Below are 21,952 nucleotides of genomic sequence, written 5' to 3'. Positions count from 1 at the left end.
GTGATAATTTAATAAAAAAAGGTCTGCATTTACTACTCCTCTTCTAAAAAAAATCAACCAAATAGGCATTCAATTCGGGTGCCTAAAAAATAAAAAAAAAACACTTAATAGATTGAAAATCAATTGTATGTTGCGTAACGGGACGGCCCAGGTGGGCCGCAGTTTAAAGCACGCCTTACAGAAATGTGAGGCTTTTTTGTGCTTTGTTTTTAGTAAATAAGGAATTTTAAAAAGTGTAAAGTGTTTGTGTAGGTCTATTCACAAAGTGGACATGATATCTGACAAGAAGGATGTTTTACGGGATATTTTTTTATCTTTGAAGTTCAGACTTTTTAAACCAAATGGATTTATCTTTGAGTCTTTAGAAAACTGCTATTTATTATGGAACAAAAAATACATCAGGGAAGAAACATAAAACGTTTCAGAGAAATGCTTAATATAAAGCAAGAGGCGTTAGCTTATGATTTGGGAGAAGACTGGAATCAGAAGAAAATTTCTATGCTTGAGCAGAAAGATGTAATTGAAGATAATCTGCTTAAACAGATCTCAGCAGTATTAAAAATTCCAGTTGAAGCTTTTCGGAACTTTGACGAAGAGCATGCAATAAATATTATTTCTAATACTTTTGGAGATAATAGTATTGGATATCAGAAAAATGATAATCCTAATTTTAATCCCATAGAGCAAGTATTAAAGATGCATGAAGAAAAAATTGTTTTGTACGAGCGTATGTTGAAAGAGAAAGATGAAATGATGGCAAGGCTTGAAAAATTAATCAATAAATAGTTTTAGATTCTATTTGGAGAATTTAGCAAAAGCCTAATAAATCATTGAAAAAGATATATTAATTAAAAGGAGATCAGAAATGGTTTCCTTTTTTTCTGCCTATTTGAAGCTGAAATTATAACAGACAAAAAAAAACAAGTAAGTGAATTTTACTAGAAAAGACAAAATTGAAATATTTGAAAATGCTATAAGTTGGATTGTAGCATTTGCAATGTTAGTTTATGGAGGGGCGAAAATTATTCAATTTGATGATGCATCACATATTGATAAAATTGTTTCCGAAATGACTGGAATGGAATTAATGTGGGCATTTTATGGATATTCTAAATCTTACGCAATTATATTAGGTTTGATGGAAATAATTGGTGGGATTATGATTTTGATGAAAAGGACGAGAATAATTGCTTGTCTGTTTTTATCAACGATATTGGTTAATGTGATATTACAAGATATTTTCTTTGAAATAAGTTTCGGTGCTTTGAAGGCGGCTTTATTGTATCAGATTTTAATTTTAATTATTCTGTGGATAAATAAAGAGCAATTAATTCAAGCTATAAAAGAATTGATGACTACAAAAAAGCTTGAAAAATCGAAAAACATTTTTTTAAAATTAATAATCACTTTTGGTTTGTTTGTAATATTTAGATTGCTGGAATATTTTATAACAATTAAATGGTTCTGGTAATTTAAAGTCTATGTCAAAATTTATTGACTTGTGAGTATTAGGTATAATTAAACGTTGTTTTATTACGGTTTTTACCTCAAAGTTTTATTGATATTGAAACACGAAACCAGAATATCTATTTTATTTATTTAATTCTTTATCACAAATTATTGTCATAAATTGCAGCATTAATTTTAGAGTGGAAAAATGGAGGTAATTGAAAGAATAAGTATTGATGAATTTGATGAAAAAAAATATCTATCAAAACTTGTTGGACCATTCGATAAGGCTGTATTAACCCATTACTTGCATAATTACGGAGACGACGATGTTTCAAAGCATTATGAAAAAGATGCTATGAAAGTTCTAAATAATTTTGTTCAATACAAACAAAAGGAAGAGCAAGTTGAGGTGGTTGCGGAAGATGTTTTGGATCAATTACTTTCTGAAGTCCGAAACGCATCATTTCCAACTCCAGAAAAAAGTACATTTAAATTCATTGATCTTTTTGCAGGAATTGGAGGTTTTAGACTTGCTATGCAAAATGTAGGAGGTAAATGTGTTTTTACAAGCGAGTGGGAGCTAGGTGCTCAAAAAACATATAGAAAGAATTTCGGCGAAGCTCCGTTTGGTGATATTACAAATGAGCAAGTAAAAAATTATATTCCACAGGAATTTGATGTTTTGTGTGCGGGTTTTCCTTGTCAAGCATTTTCTATTGCCGGAAATCAAAAAGGATTTGCTGATACACGAGGGACATTGTTTTTTGATATCGAACAAATAGTTCTTAAGCACAGACCTAAAGTTGTTTTTTTGGAGAATGTGAAGAATTTAGTTTCTCATGATAAAGGGAATACATTTAAAACTATTCTTGATATTCTAGAGAAAAAATTGGGTTACAAGGTTTATACAAAAATTTTGAATTCAATGACGCATGCCAATGTACCACAAAACCGTGAGAGAATTTTTATAGTTGCATTTGATCCAAATCAAGTAAAGCATTTTTCGGATTTTAAGTTCCCATCGGAGATTGAATTGACAAAAACGATTCACGATATTTTAGAAAAAGGAAAGCAAGCAGATAATTTGTATTACAGTAAGGATCATGCTTATTTTCCAGAGCTTGAAAAAGCAATGACTTCAAGAGATACCGTTTATCAATGGCGTAGGGTTTATGCAAGAGAAAATAAAAGTAATGTTTGTCCAACATTAACGGCAAATATGGGTACAGGAGGACATAATGTTCCGCTTATTAGGGATGAATTCGGAATCAGGAAATTAACGCCAAAGGAGTGTTTTTTATTCCAAGGTTATCCAGAAAATTATGTTTTACCAAGTTTGGCAAACAGTAAGCTTTATATGCAGGCAGGGAATTCTGTAACTACAACTTTGATAGAGCGAATTAGTAGCGAAATCACGAATGTTTTGAATCGTTCGGAGCAATAAAAATAAAGTAAAACAGAAGTCTGTAGTTTAATATGCTTCTGTTTTATTTAAAAAAAAACAGTTGGAAGCAATTTGTGAAAGTGGCTTTCAACACATAGAAACATAGTTCTGATGGCTATCGGAATAGAATTTAGAACCAAAGGTAGTTCAAGAAAAATATATTTTTTTCGCATAGCCTTATATGATTTGTGTTTAAGTGAAGCGTCTTTTTTAGGCTTTGTTAAACTATGTCTCTATGTGTTAAGATAATTATGTGCAACAGATTAAAATAATATATATAAAGTAATAGCGCTTTCTTTGTTTTTAAGAAAGCGCTATTTTTTTGTCTGAATTCTAAATAATAATCTGAGTTGTTCTAAATGGTCTTTTTTAAGCTAAATCCTCTTTGCTTTTTTCAATGAATTTTTCATATTCATCCAAAGGAGTAAAATCTATGAAGTACTCATCATTACTTGATTTGGTGATTTTCACGCTGTCGTATCCAATTTCCTTAAGCTTGTCATAGGTTAGAATTTCGCCTTCGGCTAAAGCTAGAATTTCTCTTAAAATCCAATCGGCCATGGCGTTGTTTGGGTTCGTCATTAAAGCTTTGCTATCCTGCTGGCAAACTTTTGCAGAAAAAACATTTCCGTTTGGAATTTTTAAGTTGAAAATAGTGTCTTTGCTTGGGAAAAAATCAGGAGCATTATTTCTAGTCTCTGCTGGTATGGAGATATATACTTCTCCAAAATCCCTCGCTCTTCCTCCGGCATTCCATTGGTTCAGCTGGCTTTTTAACGGAACAATAGGTTCTTTTGCAAGTTTTTTTGCATTGGGAGAGTATAGTGGTAATATTACATAGTCTTTAAATGGTATAAGTTCGTCCTGCGTAAGTTGACCGATAGAGCTAATTATTTCATTCTTGTTGATGAATTTCGTGCTTAATTGTGAGTCAGGCTTAACTAAGTCTAGTAATACGCTAATTGGATCTTTAAGTATTTCAACATCAATTTTAATGTGCTCTTTAGGGACGAAAAAGCGCTTCATTAAAACACTTTTGGATATATTAAAATTGTATTCGTTTAGTGAATCTTTGAATTTTAAAGAAGTTTTGTTCTCTGCAATTATTTCTATAGATGCTTTGTCTATTAGGTCATAAGGGATTTCGAAAATTTTTAATTCAAGTTTGTCTCTGCCTATTATGTGGTAAATTCTATTGGTTGTTTTGTAGGATCTGTCAGCAAATTTGATTCTTTCATTTCTACAGTCGGCTAGTTTGTTTGCTAAATCAATTCCTTTTAAAAGTCTTAATTCGGCGCTACGAGAATTAAATTCGGCAACTTTTTCTATTTTAGAACTCCCAGATAAGATGAAAGTTTTAATACCGATTCCGCATCCATTTATAATTGCGTCATAGGCAACATCAGCTCTAGCTAAATTCTCGGCTGTAAAAGCTTCACAAAATGCGTTTTCAGCGACTCTATATTGAATAAATGGTTTTTCGGACGAGCTAAATAAATTTGAAAATGCACCAATAGCTTTTAATGAGTTGGTGTATTTTTCAATATTTTGTTCAGATTGTGTTTTTAAAAAAATCATTTATTTAGTTTTGAAAGTAAAAAATCTCTTTGAGTTTTCTGAGAGTTAGAGATGAGTAATTGTTGGATTCAATAGCGTTTTTTTTTTTTTTTTTTTCAGGTTATTAGACGCTAAGAATTCAGAACAATATACATCTTTTTTTATAGAGAGGCGAAAATAAAAGCCTAGTTTCTAAGTATGAATTATTGATAAAGGTTAGCGTATGGAAAGCGATTTAGGCTTGATTTTTAGTTGTTTGAATATTTTTTTATTTGTTTTTTGTAGGCTTTTTTTTATCAGAGTTATTGTTGTTTTATTTAAAAAGTTATATTTGTTATAGATAAATTTTCGTTTTATAGTCCCCAGTATTTAATAGTTGAAATTTATTATGAAGAGCAACCTACAAAAGTTTTTGATAGCTGTACTGGTTTTGTTGGGTCCAATTTGTGGTCTTGCGAGTACGACTCCTCCATCTCCACGAAGGCCACCTCCACCTCCGCCAGGTGATCGCGTACCAATTGATGAAAATCTCATGGTATTGCTTATAGTGGCACTATTATTTGGAATTTATATAATATACAAACATAGATTAAAGCAAAAAACTCCAGCGTAAAATAGTACTAAACTGGAGTTTTTTTTGTTTTAAGGCTGTTTCGTATTTAGTTGTTTTGGTATAATCTTGATACATATTTACCAATTACATCGAACTCTAAATTTATTTTGGTTCCAATGTTGAAATCTTTAAAATTAGTATTCTCAAATGTGTATGGGATTATAGATACGCCAAACTGATTTTTTTTAGAATTCACCACTGTCAAGCTAACTCCGTTTACGGTAATTGATCCTTTTTCGATAGTAATATTGTTCAATTTTTCGTCATATTCGAAGGTGTAGTTCCAACTACCATTGGCTTCTTCTATGGCAATACAGTTTCCTGTTTGGTCTACGTGACCTTGCACAATATGGCCGTCAAGACGGTCACCTAGTTTCATGCCTCTTTCAAGGTTGATGATGTCTCCAACTTTCCAATCACCAATATTTGTTTTTTGCACGGTTTCGGCGATGGCTGTAACGGTATAAAGTGAGTCTTGTATATTTACAACCGTTAAGCAAATGCCATTATGGGAGACACTTTGGTCGATTTTAAGTTCATTTGTAATAGAAGAGTCTACAGTTATGTGTAGATTATCTCTGTCTTTTCTTATTTCGACTACATTGCCAAGGGTTTCTATGATTCCTGTAAACATTTCTTATTTTATTTTACTAAATTTGCACATCAAAATTAGTAATAAATAACCTGTGGTCATGATAAAAAATGCAGAAAATATAATCGTCGGAATTTCAATAGGAGATTTAAACGGTATTGGAAGCGAAGTTGTTCTTAAAACATTCGAAGATTCTCGAATGCTAGAACTATGTACCCCAGTTATTTTTGCAAATGTAAAAATACTGTCGTTTATAAAAAAGAATTTCACATCAACAGCAATGTTGCATGGAATTGATAAACTAGATCAGATTTTACCCGGGAAAATCAATGTTTATAATCTTTGGAAAGAAGGTATTGATATAAATCTGGGAACTAATAATGATAAAGTAGGGGAATATGCGATAAAATCTTTTGTAGCTGCAACAAAGGCCTTAAAAGAAGGAATTGTAGATGTTTTAGTAACAGCACCTATTAATAAATATAATATTCAATCGGAAACATTTAAATTTCCGGGTCACACAGATTATTTGGATCAAGAATTAGAAGGTAATGCTTTAATGATGATGGTTCAAGATAATTTAAGAGTTGGTTTGTTAACAGATCATATTCCGTTAAGCGAGGTAGCGTCACATCTTACAGAAGAATTGATTGAGCGAAAAATTCAAACAATTAAGGAGTCGTTAATTCGTGATTTCAGTATCAATAAACCCAAAATTGCAGTTTTAGGACTGAATCCGCATTGTGGAGATGGAGGCGTAATTGGTAAAGAGGATGATGAGATTTTGAAACCAACGTTAAAGAAAATGTTTGATAAAGGAACATTGGTTTTCGGACCATTTCCTGCAGATGGTTTTTTTGGAAGCAGTCAGTATGAAAAATATGATGCTATTGTGGCAACGTATCACGATCAAGGATTGATACCTTTTAAAACATTGTCATTTGGTAAAGGGGTTAATTATACAGCAGGTTTAAATAAGGTTAGAACCTCGCCAGATCACGGTACAGCGTATGATATAGCAGGAAAAGATATTGCAGATTACAATTCATTTAAGGAGGCTGTTTATTTAGCAATAGACATATTTCGCTCACGTAATCAATATGAGGAGATTAGTAAAAAACCTCTTAAAATAAAAGAAAAACAGTTATAAACAAAAAAAGGTGAATAAGATTATTAGTTTTACAATAATTTTATATCTTTGCACCCCGATTCAGAGTTCTATTAGTTAGAATATGGATTAGGAAAAATGATGTTGAAATGAGCAAGACAAAAGAATATTTAATTCCATTCGTAGGATTAAAGTTAGGTAAACACCATTTTGAGTATCAAATAAGTAATGTGTTCTTTGAAGGCTTTGATTATGAGGAATTTCAAAATTCAGATATCAAAGTAAATTTAGTTTTAGAGAAGAAAAGCAATATGTTGGAGTTGGCTTTCAAGCATGTAGGGACAGTAAATGTGCCTTGTGACTTAACAAGCGAAGATTTTGATTTGCCATTAAAAGGTAAAATGAAATTGTTAGTTCGTTTTGGAGAAGCTTTTAACAATGAAAATGAAGAATTGCTTATTCTACCTTTTGGTGAGTTTGAAATAGATGTAGCACAATATATCTATGAAATGATTGCACTTTCGGTGCCTCTAAAAAGAATTCATCCAGGAATTAAAGATGGAAGTTTAAAGACAGAAGCTTTGGATAAACTGAATGAGTTGACTATAAAAGAACAAAAAGAAGAGAGTACAAAAGAAGAAGATATTGACCCTCGTTGGGACAAATTAAAGAAACTATTAACGGATAAATAATATAGTAAAATGGCACATCCTAAGAGAAAAATCTCGAAAACAAGAAGAGATAAGAGAAGAACACATTATAAAGCTACTGTAGCTCAAATCGCTACATGTCCTATTACTGGAGAAGCGCATTTATACCACAGAGCTTACTGGCATGAAGGGAAAATGTATTACAGAGGGCAAGTTGTTATAGATAAATCTGTAGCTGTTGCTTAATACATTTTTGTAAATGATATTAGAACTCTCACAATGTGAGAGTTTTTTTTGTTTGTTATACTTTTCTTTATCTAAGAAAAGTACGACAATACGTTTAGAATTTTTTTTGTAATTTTCAAGTCTTTTAAAAATTTTCCAGTTACTTGTATTTGGAAAGAAATAATTGAATATAATGAATACAATCACAGCCGCAATAACCGCTGTTGGAGCTTATGTTCCAGACTTTGTACTTTCAAACAAAGTCTTAGAAACTATGGTAGATACCAATGATGAATGGATAACTACCCGCACCGGAATAAAAGAAAGAAGAATTCTTAAAGATGCTGATAAAGGAACTTCATTTCTTGCTATAAAAGCAGCACAAGATTTAATAGCCAAAGCTAATATTGATCCATTGGAGATTGATATGGTGATAATGGCAACAGCTACAGCAGATATGCCAGTAGCTTCTACAGGAGTTTATGTTGCAACAGAAATTGGAGCAACAAATGCCTTTGCATATGATTTACAAGCTGCTTGTTCGAGTTTTCTTTACGGAATGTCTACAGCTGCCGCATATATCCAGTCAGGAAGATATAAAAAAGTATTACTAATAGGAGCAGATAAAATGTCTTCGATAGTAGATTATACGGATAGATCTACTTGTATCATATTTGGAGATGGAGCAGGAGCAGTATTGTTCGAACCAAATTATGAAGGTTTGGGATTGCAAGATGAATACTTGAGAAGTGACGGTGTTGGTCGTGATTTCTTAAAAATACCAGCTGGAGGATCATTAATTCCTACTACTTTAGAAACAGTTCAAAATAACAGACATAATATTATACAAGATGGGAAAACCGTTTTTAAATATGCTGTTACAAATATGGCTGATGCTAGCGAATTAATTCTTAAGAGAAATAATTTAACAAATCAAGATGTAAGTTGGTTAGTGCCGCATCAGGCAAACAAACGTATTATTGATGCTACTGCAAGCAGAATGAATTTAGATGACTCAAAAGTATTAATGAATATCGAAAGATATGGTAATACAACATCAGCTACATTGCCATTGGTACTTAGCGATTTTGAGCATTTGTTGAAAAAAGGAGATAACGTTATTTTTGCCGCTTTTGGAGGTGGATTCACTTGGGGATCTATTTACCTAAAATGGGCTTACGATAAAAAATAAATTTAAACTAAAAACGAATATTATGGATTTAAAAGAAATTCAAAACCTAATCAAATTTGTAGCAAATTCGGGAGTTGCTGAAGTAAAGTTGGAGATGGACGATGTTAAAATCACTATTAGAACAACTTTAGAAGGTAATGTAACAGAAACCACGTATGTTCAACAATTACCAGTTCAAGCAACGTTACCGCAAACTGTAGTACCTCAAGCTGCTCCAGTAGCAACAACTACAGAAGCTCCGGCTGCAGCAGAAAACTCAAACTTGATCACTATAAAATCACCAATTATTGGAACGTTTTATAGAAAACCTTCACCAGACAAACCTGCATTTGCAGAGGTAGGTACAACAATTGCAAAAGGAGATGTTCTTTGTGTTATTGAAGCAATGAAATTATTCAATGAAATTGAATCTGAAGTTTCTGGTAAAATTGTTAAGATTTTAGTAGATGATATGTCTCCAGTTGAGTTTGATCAACCATTGTTTTTAGTAGATCCATCATAAAAAATTAGATTTAGATTTTAGTTTTTAGAAGTTTTCTAAGAGTTATTAATCCATACGATCTAATTAATCTAATTATCTAATTTTTAAAAAGATGTTTAAAAAAATATTAATTGCGAATAGAGGGGAAATTGCACTTCGTGTAATTCGTACATGTAAGGAAATGGGGATTAAGACTGTTGCAGTTTACTCTACAGCAGATGCTGAAAGCCTTCATGTTAAATTTGCAGATGAAGCCGTTTGTATAGGTCCTCCTCCGAGTAACTTATCGTATTTGAAAATGTCAAATATTATTGCTGCTGCTGAAATTACTAATGCAGATGCGATACATCCGGGATACGGATTTCTTTCAGAGAATTCAAAGTTTTCTAAAATATGTCAGGAACATGGAATCAAATTTATTGGTGCTGCTCCTGAAATGATTGATAGAATGGGTGATAAAGCTTCTGCCAAAGCTACAATGAAAGAAGCAGGAGTTCCTTGTGTACCAGGTTCAGATGGATTGTTAGAGTCATTCGAACAAACACAAAAATTAGCCGAAGAATTTGGCTACCCAGTAATGCTTAAAGCAACTGCTGGTGGTGGTGGAAAAGGAATGAGAGCTGTTTGGAAAGCTGAAGATCTTCAGAAAGCTTGGGATAGTGCACGTCAGGAATCATTAGCTGCTTTTGGTAATGACGGAATGTATCTAGAGAAATTAATTGAAGAGCCTCGTCATATCGAAATCCAAGTTGTTGGAGATTCATATGGTAAAGCATGTCACCTTTCAGAAAGAGATTGCTCAGTTCAACGTCGTCACCAAAAATTAACTGAAGAAACTCCTTCGCCATTCATGACTGATGAATTGCGTACTAAAATGGGTGAAGCTGCTGTTAAAGCTGCTGAGTTTATTAAGTATGAAGGAGCTGGAACAGTAGAGTTTCTTGTTGATAAACACAGAAATTTCTATTTCATGGAAATGAACACGCGTATTCAAGTTGAGCACCCTATTACAGAACAAGTTATTGATTATGACTTGATCCGTGAGCAAATTATGGTAGCAGCTGGAATTCCAATTTCTGGAAAAAATTATTTACCAGAATTACACGCTATAGAATGTCGTATTAATGCAGAAGATCCATATAATGATTTTCGTCCTTCACCAGGAAAAATTACTACGCTTCACATGCCAGGAGGTCACGGTGTACGTTTAGATACGCACGTGTATTCTGGGTATAGCATTCCTCCAAATTATGATTCGATGATTGCTAAATTAATTACTACTGCACAATCTCGTGAAGAAGCAATTAGCAAAATGAGAAGAGCTTTGGATGAATTTGTAATCGAAGGTGTGAAAACAACAATTCCTTTTCACAGACAGTTAATGGATGATCCACGTTATATTGCAGGTGATTATACAACTGCTTTTATGGATACGTTTAAAATGAAAGAGCTAGAATAGATTAGTACCTATTATATCGAAAAGCCTCACAGCAATGTGAGGCTTTTTTTTGTTTCTATAATTTTTAAAATTAATTTATTGAGTATTTTTTACACACTTTTCATCTCATTTACACACTTTGTAATAACTAGTTATTTTGCGTTAATCACTTAATTGGTTAGTAATCAATAGTTTAGTTTGATTTATTGCTTTCTGATTTTTACGGCATAATAATTTCTTTATCTGAAGTGTAAAAACAATACAAATAATTTAAAATCTATTATTATGAAAAAGTTAATCTTATCAGCCGCTATCGTATTAGGAAGTTTATCTTCATTTGCAACAACTTTACCAACTTCAGTTATAGATGTTAAATCCACATCAGTTCAAGAAGAATACACTGAAATCAAAATCGAAGAATTGCCAGCTGCAATTCCAGAAGCACTAAAAAAAGCGTATCCAGATGCAGTTCTTAATAAAGCATATGTAAATGCTAATAAAGAATACAAGCTAGATGTTACCGTAGGTGACAAAGTAGGAAATCTTTTTGCAGATGCTACAGGAAATTGGATTAAAAAATAATTCAATTTAGAAAATAATTACAAAAATAAAATAGTCAAAAACATATAAAATATATCATTATGAAAAAGTTAATCTTATCAGCCGCTATCGTATTAGGAAGTTTATCTTCATTTGCAACAACTTTACCAACTTCAGTTATAGATGTTAAAACTACATCAGTTCAAGAAGAATATACTGAAATCAAAATCGAAGAATTGCCAGCCGCTATTCCAGAAGCATTAAAAAAAGCGTATCCAGACGCAGTACTTAACAAAGCATATGTAAATGCTAATAAAGAGTACAAACTAGATGTTACCGTAGGTGATAAAGTGGGGAATCTTTTTGCAGATGCTACAGGTAATTGGATTAAAAAATAATTCAATTTAGAAAATAATTTAGAAAACAAAATAGTCAAAAACATATAAAACATATCATTATGAAAAAGTTAATCTTATCAGCAGCAATCGTATTAGGAAGTTTATCTTCATTCGCAACAACTTTACCAACTTCGGTTGCAGATGTTATAACTACATCAGTTCAAGAAGAATATACAGAAATTAAAATTGAAGAGTTGCCAGCAGCAATTCCTGAAGCTTTGAAAAAAGCATATCCAGACGCAGTTCTTAATAAAGCATATGTGAATGCAAATAAAGAGTACAAGCTAGATGTTACCGTAGGTGATAAAGTAGGAAATCTTTTTGCAGATGCAACAGGAAACTGGATTAAAAAATAATTCGAAATTCGATTTAGAAGTTTATAATCATTAAATTTAGTATCATGAAAAAGATAATCTTATCAGCAGCAATTATATTAGGAGGATTCTCGGCTAATGCCACAACTGTAGCTATTACAGCATCAACTGTAAAAGTAGTTAGTATTCAGGAAGAGTACGTGGAGATCAGTGCAGATGCACTTCCTGCGGAAGTAAAATCTACTCTTGAGAAATCTTTTCCAGATGCAAAACTTGAAAAGGCCTATAAAAATGAAAAAGACGTATATAAATTAGAAATCGTTCATGGCGATAAAAAATATACAATTTTCTCAGATGCATTAGGGAATCTGATCAAGAAATAAGTGAGCACAAACCCAATAAGTAAAATTTAAACATTTCATTATGAAAAAAGTAATCTTATCCGTAGCAATTGTTTTAGGAAGTCTGTCGATTTATGCAGCAACTACAGCAGTTACAGAGCCCGTAAATAAAGTTGTAATAGTGCAAGACGGCTACACAGAAGTTAATGCAGATGCTGTGCCAGTAGCTGTAAAGACAGCTTTGCAGAAGGCTTATCCGGATGTGAAACTTGATAAAGCATATGTAAATGAAAAGAAAGAATACAAATTAGAAATTTCAGTTGGTGACCAAAAGGCTACTGTGTATTCAGATGTCAATGGCAATTGGATTAAAATATAATTTAGGTAGATTAGTTTAGGTTTTTTTTAAAAAGAGATTGCATCTGCAATCTCTTTTTTTTTGCAAAATTTTATGAGAATACAATTATTTTAGTCTTATTTTAGCATGAAAAGTTCAAACACTAATGCCAAAGATTTTATTAATAGAAGATGATATTTCGTTTTGTAAGTTATTAGATAAATTTCTAACTAAAAAAGCATACACTGTTGTGACTGCTTTTTCTGCAACCGAAGCACGGAATATAATTAAGAATGAATCTTTTGATCTTATTATCACCGATTTGAGGCTTCCTGATTCAGACGGAATTGGATTAATGACTGAATTTAAAAAGATATATCCTGATATTCCTGTTATCTTAATGACAGGCTATTCAGATGTAAATACTGCTGTTAAAGCTATAAAAAATGGGGCGTCAGATTATATTTCGAAACCATTTAATCCAGAAGAGGTTTTATTAGTAATCTCTAATGCACTACAAAATTCGGAGGTAGTTCCAGAAAAAGAACAGAAAGTTAAGACACCGAAAAAATCAAATGAATTTGAGTTTGTAAAAGGAATTTCTAAAGCTTCAAAGAAATTAGCAGAACATATTAAGTTGGTTAGCCCTACTAATATGTCGGTTTTAATAATCGGAGAAAGCGGAACAGGAAAAGAAATAATTGCCAAAAGCATCCACGAACAAAGTCCTAGAAAAGGAAACAATTTCATTGCAGTAGATTGTGGTGCAATACCTAAAGAATTAGCAGCAAGTGAGTTTTTCGGACATTTAAAAGGTTCTTTTACAGGAGCAATTACCGATAAAATTGGTTATTTTGAAGCTGCTAATGGAGGAACTATATTTTTAGATGAAATTGGAAATCTTTCTTATGAAAATCAAATTCAGCTTCTAAGAGCGTTACAAGAGCGAAAGATAAAACCTGTTGGTAGTAACAAAGAAATTGATGTTGATATTCGTATTGTAACCGCAACTAATGAAGATTTGCGAGAAGCAGTACAAAAAGGAGATTTTCGTGAAGATCTATACCATAGAATCAATGAGTTTTCTATTCATTCTCCTTCATTGATTGAAAGAGAAGAAGATTTAATGATTTTTGCAGATTACTTTCTTGAAAAAGCCAATGAGCAATTAAATAAAAATGTTATTGGTTTTTCTGATGAAGTAATTGCCGTTTTTCAAAAATACAGATGGCCAGGTAATTTAAGAGAACTTCAAAATTGTGTTAAGCGAGCAACCTTGCTAACGCAAGGTGATTTTATAGAAAGTAGTGTGTTGCCAGTAGAGTTCTTCCAGGTTCAAAAGCAGGTGCCAAATGATTTCTCATTGTCTGAAAATGAAAAAGAAGCTATTATTCATGCTTTAGCAAAAGCTAAAAATAATAAATCGGAAGCTGCGAAAATGTTGAAAATTACCCGAAAAACATTATACAATAAGCTAAAACAATATGATATAGATTAACTGTATCTATATTTTTTGCCACTGACCAAAGGATTTAAAAAGAATTAAGAAACCGTAAAATGCTATATTTAGCAATTGCACATAATGCGTATAGATTAAGTTATTTCATCTTCTAGTATCAGAAGTAATGAATTTATTTTAGTTTTTAATTCGCTAAATAGTGTTTCTAAGTCTGTATCAGAATATTTTTTTTGCTCTAAATTACTTAAAATTTTACTGACTTCAATTGCATTGATTTGCTTGAACATTGGAGCTATTCGGTGTGCAATAGCACTTATAGTAGTACGATCTTTATTAGTCACACTTTCTTCTAAAGCGACTAAGCTTTCTTTTGTTGTTGTTACAAACGTTTTAAGTACTTCTTGAAGAGCTTCTTCGTCATTGGTTAAAAATGATTTTAGGGAATCAAGTGAAAAGCCTTTTTCTAAATTTGAATTACTGATTTCTTTGTCTTCAGGTTCAATTTTATAAGAACTATCAAATAGAGAAAATATCGTTTTGAGTAACATTTTTGGCGAATACGGTTTTTTTACAACAGTTGTAAATCCTGCATCTAAATAAACTTTCAAGTGTAAATCCTCTCTCCCTGTTAGAGCTATTATTGGTTGGTCTTGATATTGAGAATTGGTAGTTTGCTTTAATTTTTCTAAAAATTGGAATCCATCAATTTCTGGCATTTGAATATCGGTTATGATAAAGTCAAAAGGAGTATTCTGGATTGTTTTTAAGGCATCATTCGCATTATTAAAAGCCAAAACGGTATAGTTGTTCTGTTTTAAAACTTCGGAGGTTAAACCTAGTAAATTAGTGTCGTCATCTATTACAATTGCTGTCTTAGACGAGGTTAAAGGAGTAATGTATTCTTCTGTGGTTGGTTCTTCTAATTGTGATTCAGAATTGGTGTCGAAAATTAGTGGAAGTTGAATTTCGAAAGTACTTCCTTTGCCAAAAACACTTTTTAAGTTTAAATCACCACCTAGTAGAGTTGCTATTTTTTTGGATATGGCAAGCCCTAAACCAGTTCCACCATATTTTTTTTCGATGTTTTCATTGGCTTGAGCAAATTCTTCGAATATTAGATTTTGATTCTTTTTTTCAATTCCAATACCAGAATCTTCAACTTTAATAATAACAAAATCTCCTTTGTCATTAATTGAAGCGTTGATTTTTATAAAACCTTTTTCGGTAAATTTATAAGCATTACCAATTATGTTGCTTAAAATTTGTTTGAGTCGAAATGAATCTCCAATTACTCTTTGGTTTAATTTTTCGTCAGTATCAATGATAAGTTCGATGTCTTTCTGAATATAAACAGATTGAATACTTTTAGCAACTTCAGTAATGATTTCAGGAAGTAAGAAGGGTTTCTTCTCGATTGTGATTTTCCCCGCTTCAATTTGAGAAAAATCAAGTAAATCCTGAACCAATTGCGAAATGTACTGGGATGAATTTCTGATATTCTTAATAAAATACGATTGTTTTGTATTCACGTCAGAATTGTCCAATAGTTCCGTATAACCTACAATTGTGCTCAATGGGGTTTTTAAATCATGACTTACGGTAGAAATAAGCTGTTCACGGCTTTTTAAGAGATTCCGGGTTTTAAAATTGGCTATTTCTAATTGTTTTTTATAAAGTTGCGTTTTAGAGAAATCACTCGCAATTAGAATAGAGAAAAAGATGGTAAGCAGTAAGCCTACAATTGCCGCACCCGTTACAATTTCGTTTATTTTTTTTAATGATTTTTCTTTTTCAGTATTGTATTTTATAGAGTTTATTATAATTTCTCGTTCAATCATGCGCAATACTTTTCGGAGTTGCTCAGAAATTAAAATTTCATTTTTAAGTAGCTTGTTTTCTTGGTAATTCAGAGATTCTTTCTTCTTCTCAGTTTCTCTTTTAACTGAGCTCAATAGTTTTTTAGATGTAGATAAAATAGAGTCAGAAGCTTTCTTACTTAGTGTATTTGTACTATCGTCCGGAATATTCTGATTAAGATAGTCAACATATTTTTGCAGGACATTACGTTGGTACGAGCCTAATTTTTCAGGGTTTTTAGTAAAATCTTCAAGTTGTAATTTGCGTAAAGAGAATTCTAGTTTTGTTAATTCATCAATAGCATTATTTACAGTAACTTCATCACTTGCTTTATTTTTGATGGACTTTAATTGTTGAATGTTTTTGGTTTTTTCAGCCAATAAATAATTGACACTATCCAATAAAACAATTTGTGATTGTGTTGTAACTATTTTTTTTAATGAATCAATTTTAACTCGTAAAGAATCTGATTCTTTGATATAGAGTTTGTAATCAGATTCAGAATTAGATTGTATTGTTTTTCGAGCTAGGCTTTCTGTTTTGTATACATTTGAAAATAACTGACTTACTTTGAAAATTTTAGTTTTTTCATAAGCGATTTTACTTTCTATATTTGAATAAATAACATTCTCAGAATATAAAACCCAACCCACACTAATTACAAGCGAAGCTAATGCGATGTAACTTATAAATACTTTAAGCGGAATGTAACTGTTTTTACTCTCCATATATTGTTGTAGGGATTTTGATTTTTATATTATCGCAATTTATTTAAAATTTTCTGATTAAAGCTTATAAAACCGTGCCAATATCTTATATGATTATAATTAGAAAATGAAAAAAGCCTCAGATATTTATTTAATATCTGAGGCTTTTATATAAACCGATTTAACCGTTTTTAGTTTTGTTTAGCTAGTTTGATTAAAGTGTTTCGTTTAACCATTTAAAAAATTCACCTTGCCAAACTTGTGCATTTTGTGGTTTTAATACCCAGTGATTTTCTTCAGGGAAATACAATAATCTACTTTTAATTCCGCGTAATTGAGCAGCTTGAAAAGCTTCTTGAGATTGTCCTATTGGTACACGGAAATCTTTTCCACCTTGAATAATCAAGATTGGTTTGTTCCATTTATCAACGTAGTTTATTGGGTTAAATGTAGTGTATGCTTTTTGAGCAATTGCATTATCTTTCTCCCAGTATGGTCCGCCAAAATCCCAATTGTTAAAGAAAACTTCTTCTGTCGTTCCGAACATACTTTGTGTGTTGAAAACACCGTCATGAGCAATAAAAGTTTTAAAACGGTTGTTGTGAATTCCTGCTAAAAAGAAAGCCGAATAACCACCATAACTAGCACCTACGCAACCTAAACGAGTTTTGTCAACATAGCTTTCTTTTGCAACATCATCAATAGCAGATAAGTAATCATCCATAACCTGTCCGCCCCAATCTTTACTAATTTGCTCATTCCATTTTACTCCGTGCCCTGGCATTCCACGACGGTTAGGAGCTACAACTACATAGCCTTTAGCAGCCATTAATGAGAAGTTCCAACGGAAAGAATACGATTGTGTTAAAGCAGATTGTGGTCCACCTTGACAGAATAAAAGAGTTGGGTATTTTTTTGAAGCATCAAAATTTGGAGGTAAGATTACCCAAACTAACATTTTTTTACCATCTGTTGTAGTAACGTAACGTCTCTCTGTTTTACTTAAAGTAAGTTTCTCATAAGTTTCAGTATTTACATTAGATAATTGTTTCCAAGTATTCTTCTTTAAATTAAAAGAGAAAATTTCATTGGCATGATTCATATCTGATCTAGTAACAATGATGTGGTCATCAGCAAAACCAACTAAATCATTTACATCATAATTGCCATTTGTAAGTTGAATTACTTTTATTGCAATTTTAGTTAATCCAGGGAAATTTACTTCAAAAAGTTGTTTTGTACCATCTATAGGTGCTACAAAAAACACTTTTTTTCCATCTTTACTCCACATAAAACTATTTACTGTTCCGTCCCAATTAGCAGTAAGGTTGATTTTTAAGCCTTTAAAATCAACAATAATGTCGTTTTTATCAGCTTCATAACCATCACGTTTCATTTGCAACCAAGTTAAATTTCCTGTTGGCGAAAATTTTGGAGCCATATCGTAACCTAAATTCTCTACAGTTCTGTTTATAGTTTTACCAGTTTCAAGATTGTACTCGTAAATATCAGTATTGGTAGAAATTGCATATTGCGTTCCCGCTTTTTTCTTGCTTACATATAAAATGCTTTTACCATCAGGAGACCAAATATAATCTTCGTCACCACCAAATGGTTTTTGTGGACTATCAAAGTTCTCTCCTTTTAGAATATCAATTCCAACAGCACCATCTTTGTTTTCTTTGTAAAAAACATGATTAAATTTACCTTCGTTCCAAGTATCCCAATGGCGATAGTCTAGGCCATCGTAAATTTGTGCGTCTGATTTTTCTAAATTTGGATAAAAATCTTTGCCTAAAACTTTATCTATTTTTACTTCGTCATTATACACTAAAAATTTTCCGTCTGGCGATATGTTTTTATCCGTTAAAACTGTTTTTATGTCCGAAACTTCCGTTGCAGTTCCCCCATTTACAGGTAGCGAATAATATTTTGATTTCGAATTATTCTCGGCAACAGATGGCGTTGTAACCTTATAAACAATGTTTTTTCCATCTTTCGAGAGTCCAAGTGGAGTAACTCTCCCTAATTTCCATAATAGTTCCGGTGACATTACATTCTGTGCCATGGTGCTTAAGCTCATCATTACTAAGGTTGTAAGTATTACTTTTTTCATAATTTAAACTAAATTTTTTAAGATTTTAAAAGTACAAAATTATTTCCAGCATCTTTATGATATGGCCGTAGGGATTCTGTTAAATAGGAGATGTTGCGTAATTGATAATTCAAAAAAAATAGACGTATTGTTTTACTCTGGTTTTATCCTAAGCTTTATTCAGCTTGTTTTATTGTATAAATTTAGGTTTGTTAAATGTTTGGGTAATAAGCTTAATCTGTAAATATCTTCTTATTGTAAATACTCAAAAAATCACTATTTTTATAAAAAATATCAATATGGAATTGAGTTATTGGGAGCTTAAAAATTGGTTTACAAATGTAGATTTCACTATTGTTGGTAGTGGAATAGTGGGCTTGCACGCAGGATTACGCTTACGCGAAAGGTTTCCAAAAGCTAAAATTTTGATACTCGAAAAAGGAATGTTACCTCAAGGAGCAAGTACAAAAAATGCTGGATTTGCTTGTTTTGGCAGTCTATCTGAAATTATTGATGACTTAAAATCTCACTCAGAAGAAGAGGTAATCAAACTTATTGAAAAACGTTGGAAAGGATTGCAATTATTACGTAAGCGGTTGGGAGATCATGCTATCGATTTTAAACCTTATGGTGGATATGAGATATTTTTAAAAGATGATGAAGTGGGATATAACGAATGTTTAAGTAAATTACCTTTTGTAAATGAAATTCTAAAACCTTTTTTTAAGACCGATGTTTTCGCGAAAGAAATAGATAGTTTTTCGTTTAAAGGGATTCATGAATATTTGGTTTTTAATCCTTTTGAAGGACAATTAGATACGGGTAATATGATGCAGGCATTGCTTAAAGAAGCAATTGAAGCTGATATTTTAATTCTGAATCAACAAACGGTTACTTCCTACTTTGATAAGGGGAATGCTGTAGAGGTAGTGTTAGGAGATTTTGTTTTTACTACAACTAAAATTCTTTTTGCTACTAATGGGTTCGCAAATAAGCTCACTGATGGAGGAGTAAAGCCTGCAAGAGCGCAAGTTCTAATTACAGAACCTATTCATGATCTAGAAATTAAAGGTACTTTTCACTTAGATAAAGGATACTATTATTTTAGAAATGTGGGAGATAGAATTTTATTAGGAGGTGGTAGAAATCTTGATTTTGATACAGAAACCACTACTGAATTTGGACGTACAGAAATAATCCAAAATAAATTGGAAGATTTGTTGAAAAATGTAATTTTACCAAATCAAAAAATTGATATTGCCCACCGATGGAGTGGGATAATGGGAGTGGGAAGTAGTAAAAATCCAATTGTGACTCAATTGTCTGAAAACGTATATTGTGGCGTTAGATTAGGAGGGATGGGAGTAGCAATTGGTAGTTTAATAGGAACAGAATTAGCAGATTTAATATAATGGCGACTAAAAAAGCAGCACCAAAAAAAACAACAACAAGTAAATCAAAACCAACTTCTAAGAAGAATAATCGGTCGTTTGGTAGTAAAATAATCCGTTTCTTTTGCAAATTACTTTTGTGGTTCTTTGGTATATCAATATTTTTTGTTGTCTTTTTTAAATACGTTCCAGTACCTTTTACACCTTTAATGGTAATTCGAGGTATCGAAAATAAAATAGCAGGTAAAGAGAATTATTTTAGTCACGATTGGGAACCAATCGAAAATATATCCATGAATTTGCAAAAAGCAGTTATTGCGAGTGAAGATGGAACTTTCTTGAAGCATAATGGTTTTGATTTTAAAGCACTACAAAAAGCATATAAGAGTAATGAGCGTGGTAGGAAAATACGAGGAGGAAGTACTATATCGCAACAAACAGCCAAAAATGTTTTTTTATGGCAAGGTAAAAGTTATTTCCGTAAAGGACTCGAAGCCTATTTTACAGTTCTAATCGAACTGGTGTGGGGAAAAGAGCGTATCATGGAAGTGTATCTTAATAGTATCGAAATGGGAGATGGTGTTTATGGAGCAGAGGCAGCCGCGCAACATTGGTACCGTAAAAGCGCAAAGAGTCTTACTCCTATTCAGGCTGCAGGAATAGCCGCTATTCTGCCTAATCCACGAAAATTTAAAGCAACAGGTTCCTCAAGCTATATTAATAGAAGAAAAAATAAAATTGTTAAAGTAATGCGTAGCGTTGGTAAAATTGAATATTAATGATACCAAAAAAAGTATTAAGTATTATCTTGATTTTCATAGTGTCTTTTGCTTTTGCACAAAGTAGAACACAAGAGATCGGTTTTGTCACAGATAATGACTTATATACTTCGTCTAAAAATGACAAGTATTATACCAATGGATTAGAGTTTTTTTATAGATTCTTATCTAAGAATAATACTGAAAAAGTAAATAAAAAAATCACTGAGTTTAGAATAGGTCAGTATATTTATAATCCACATACTATAAATGCTGAAGACATTGCTTTAAACGATAGGCCTTTTGCAGGTTATCTTTTTGCGGGAGTTGGTCGAAATGTTTTTTATCAAAATGAATCCGTATTAAAAGCGGATTTTCAGTTGGGTTTTGTTGGGAAAAATTCATTTGGAGAAGAGATGCAACAACAGTTTCATAACTTTTTTCAATATAGAGCTGTTCATGGTTGGCAACATCAGATTCAAAACGCTTTAGCAATTCAAACACATTTGTTGTATTCTATGAAGTTGTTTCCAAATAAGGATTACAATTATATTGATTTCAATTTTCAATCAGAAGCTAATTTAGGGACAATTTTCACAGGAGTAAAAACCGGTTTTATGACCAGAATTGGTTTTAAAAACTTAGTTCCCATTTATGATTCCAATCTACATGGCGCTTCGATGAGTAAAAACGTAGTGCAACAAAGTGAGTTCTATTTTTATGCAATTCCAAGTATCAATTGTCAAATTTACGACGCTACCATCCAAGGAAGTCTGTTTAATGATAATAGTCCAGTAACATACAATTTAAGACCACTTCGTTTCAATGCGGAAGCAGGTCTGAAATACAGAAAGAATAGTCTTAACCTATCCTATGCATTTATTTATAGAAGTAAAGAAATAAAAAATGATGTTAATACAGGTTATTTCTATGGCTCAATCCAAGTTTCTTACCTGTTAAAATAGTATTCCATACAAAGTATTTTTGTTTTGTTATTTTATTC

The 21,952-nt window shown here is 31.9% G+C and carries 23 protein-coding genes; 18 read left to right on the top strand and 5 right to left on the bottom strand.

The genetic code is table 11. From position 1 onward, the window contains the following. Positions 1-381: 381 nt before the first annotated feature. The 3 genes from QWY99_RS18770 to QWY99_RS18760 all read left to right on the top strand — a co-directional run bounded on the left by QWY99_RS18770 (position 382) and on the right by QWY99_RS18760 (position 2,896). A complete protein-coding gene (locus tag QWY99_RS18770; protein WP_290267244.1) occupies positions 382-786 on the top strand; it encodes a helix-turn-helix domain-containing protein in 405 nt (134 codons plus the stop codon). Between the two features lie 142 nt (positions 787-928). Beyond that, positions 929-1,471, top strand: coding sequence for a hypothetical protein (locus tag QWY99_RS18765; protein ID WP_290267243.1), 543 nt, complete (start codon positions 929-931; stop codon positions 1,469-1,471). A 186-nt stretch (positions 1,472-1,657) separates the two neighbouring features. Then, positions 1,658-2,896, top strand: coding sequence for a DNA cytosine methyltransferase (locus tag QWY99_RS18760; RefSeq protein WP_290267242.1), 1,239 nt, complete (start codon positions 1,658-1,660; stop codon positions 2,894-2,896). A 369-nt stretch (positions 2,897-3,265) separates the two neighbouring features. Here QWY99_RS18760 and QWY99_RS18755 read toward each other — a convergent pair whose 3' ends face one another. From QWY99_RS18755 to QWY99_RS18745, 3 genes are all read right to left on the bottom strand, one after another. Beyond that, the gene (locus QWY99_RS18755) at positions 3,266-4,474 is read right to left on the bottom strand and encodes a restriction endonuclease (protein ID WP_290267241.1); all 1,209 of its coding nucleotides are present in this window, start codon (positions 4,472-4,474) and stop codon (positions 3,266-3,268) included. Positions 4,475-4,822: 348 nt separating this feature from the next. Beyond that, positions 4,823-4,987, bottom strand: coding sequence for a hypothetical protein (locus QWY99_RS18750; RefSeq protein ID WP_290267240.1), 165 nt, complete (start codon positions 4,985-4,987; stop codon positions 4,823-4,825). 125 nt (positions 4,988-5,112) lie between these two features. Further along, on the bottom strand, positions 5,113-5,700 hold the full coding sequence (locus QWY99_RS18745; RefSeq protein ID WP_290267239.1) for a riboflavin synthase: 588 nt from the start codon (positions 5,698-5,700) through the stop codon (positions 5,113-5,115). A 58-nt stretch (positions 5,701-5,758) separates the two neighbouring features. Here QWY99_RS18745 and pdxA point away from each other — a divergent pair, with 58 nt between their 5' ends. The 12 genes from pdxA to QWY99_RS18685 all read left to right on the top strand — a co-directional run bounded on the left by pdxA (position 5,759) and on the right by QWY99_RS18685 (position 14,180). Beyond that, positions 5,759-6,808: a 4-hydroxythreonine-4-phosphate dehydrogenase PdxA gene (pdxA, locus tag QWY99_RS18740; RefSeq protein WP_290267238.1), complete on the top strand. Its 1,050-nt coding sequence runs from the start codon at positions 5,759-5,761 to the stop codon at positions 6,806-6,808. A gap of 107 nt (positions 6,809-6,915) precedes the next feature. Further along, positions 6,916-7,458 (top strand): YceD family protein, encoded by a 543-nt coding sequence (locus QWY99_RS18735; protein ID WP_290267237.1) that lies wholly within the window; start codon positions 6,916-6,918, stop codon positions 7,456-7,458. A 9-nt stretch (positions 7,459-7,467) separates the two neighbouring features. After that, positions 7,468-7,662 (top strand): 50S ribosomal protein L32, encoded by a 195-nt coding sequence (gene rpmF / locus QWY99_RS18730; protein ID WP_007137315.1) that lies wholly within the window; start codon positions 7,468-7,470, stop codon positions 7,660-7,662. Positions 7,663-7,834: 172 nt separating this feature from the next. After that, a complete protein-coding gene (locus QWY99_RS18725; protein WP_290267236.1) occupies positions 7,835-8,833 on the top strand; it encodes a beta-ketoacyl-ACP synthase III in 999 nt (332 codons plus the stop codon). A gap of 22 nt (positions 8,834-8,855) precedes the next feature. Then, the gene (accB, locus tag QWY99_RS18720; RefSeq protein WP_290267235.1) at positions 8,856-9,335 is read left to right on the top strand and encodes an acetyl-CoA carboxylase biotin carboxyl carrier protein; all 480 of its coding nucleotides are present in this window, start codon (positions 8,856-8,858) and stop codon (positions 9,333-9,335) included. A gap of 91 nt (positions 9,336-9,426) precedes the next feature. Continuing rightward, positions 9,427-10,773, top strand: coding sequence for an acetyl-CoA carboxylase biotin carboxylase subunit (gene accC, locus QWY99_RS18715; protein ID WP_290267234.1), 1,347 nt, complete (start codon positions 9,427-9,429; stop codon positions 10,771-10,773). Positions 10,774-11,037: 264 nt separating this feature from the next. Further along, on the top strand, positions 11,038-11,334 hold the full coding sequence (locus QWY99_RS18710; RefSeq protein WP_290267233.1) for a hypothetical protein: 297 nt from the start codon (positions 11,038-11,040) through the stop codon (positions 11,332-11,334). A 59-nt stretch (positions 11,335-11,393) separates the two neighbouring features. After that, positions 11,394-11,690 (top strand): hypothetical protein, encoded by a 297-nt coding sequence (locus QWY99_RS18705; RefSeq protein ID WP_290267232.1) that lies wholly within the window; start codon positions 11,394-11,396, stop codon positions 11,688-11,690. A 59-nt stretch (positions 11,691-11,749) separates the two neighbouring features. Continuing rightward, positions 11,750-12,046: a hypothetical protein gene (locus tag QWY99_RS18700; RefSeq protein ID WP_290267231.1), complete on the top strand. Its 297-nt coding sequence runs from the start codon at positions 11,750-11,752 to the stop codon at positions 12,044-12,046. 44 nt (positions 12,047-12,090) lie between these two features. Continuing rightward, entirely contained in the window at positions 12,091-12,387 is a 297-nt protein-coding gene (locus QWY99_RS18695) for a hypothetical protein (RefSeq protein WP_290267230.1), read from the top strand. A 40-nt stretch (positions 12,388-12,427) separates the two neighbouring features. Further along, complete coding sequence (locus tag QWY99_RS18690; RefSeq protein ID WP_290267229.1) at positions 12,428-12,724, top strand: hypothetical protein; 297 nt, start codon at positions 12,428-12,430, stop codon at positions 12,722-12,724. A gap of 124 nt (positions 12,725-12,848) precedes the next feature. Next, positions 12,849-14,180: a sigma-54-dependent transcriptional regulator gene (locus QWY99_RS18685; protein WP_290267228.1), complete on the top strand. Its 1,332-nt coding sequence runs from the start codon at positions 12,849-12,851 to the stop codon at positions 14,178-14,180. 95 nt (positions 14,181-14,275) lie between these two features. On the opposite strand, the gene QWY99_RS18680 is transcribed toward QWY99_RS18685, so the two are convergent. Next, on the bottom strand, positions 14,276-16,726 hold the full coding sequence (locus tag QWY99_RS18680) for a hybrid sensor histidine kinase/response regulator (RefSeq protein WP_290267227.1): 2,451 nt from the start codon (positions 16,724-16,726) through the stop codon (positions 14,276-14,278). Between the two features lie 193 nt (positions 16,727-16,919). Next, complete coding sequence (locus QWY99_RS18675) at positions 16,920-18,821, bottom strand: S9 family peptidase (protein WP_290267226.1); 1,902 nt, start codon at positions 18,819-18,821, stop codon at positions 16,920-16,922. A 278-nt stretch (positions 18,822-19,099) separates the two neighbouring features. On the opposite strand from QWY99_RS18675, the gene QWY99_RS18670 reads away from it, so the two are divergent. The 3 genes from QWY99_RS18670 to QWY99_RS18660 are packed head-to-tail and all read left to right on the top strand — an operon-like array spanning position 19,100 to position 21,914. Beyond that, entirely contained in the window at positions 19,100-20,212 is a 1,113-nt protein-coding gene (locus tag QWY99_RS18670) for an NAD(P)/FAD-dependent oxidoreductase (RefSeq protein WP_290267225.1), read from the top strand. Further along, entirely contained in the window at positions 20,212-20,970 is a 759-nt protein-coding gene (mtgA, locus tag QWY99_RS18665) for a monofunctional biosynthetic peptidoglycan transglycosylase (protein ID WP_290267224.1), read from the top strand. The genes QWY99_RS18670 and mtgA overlap by 1 nt, the downstream gene beginning before the upstream one ends. Then, complete coding sequence (locus tag QWY99_RS18660) at positions 20,970-21,914, top strand: lipid A deacylase LpxR family protein (protein ID WP_290267223.1); 945 nt, start codon at positions 20,970-20,972, stop codon at positions 21,912-21,914. The genes mtgA and QWY99_RS18660 overlap by 1 nt, the downstream gene beginning before the upstream one ends. The last annotated feature ends 38 nt before the right edge of the window (positions 21,915-21,952 follow it).

It is taken from the genome of Flavobacterium branchiarum, assembly GCF_030409845.1.
GTDB classification, from domain to species: domain Bacteria; phylum Bacteroidota; class Bacteroidia; order Flavobacteriales; family Flavobacteriaceae; genus Flavobacterium; species Flavobacterium branchiarum.
Note: the sequence above shows the minus strand (reverse complement) of the source record. Positions and strands in the feature narration are given on the sequence as shown.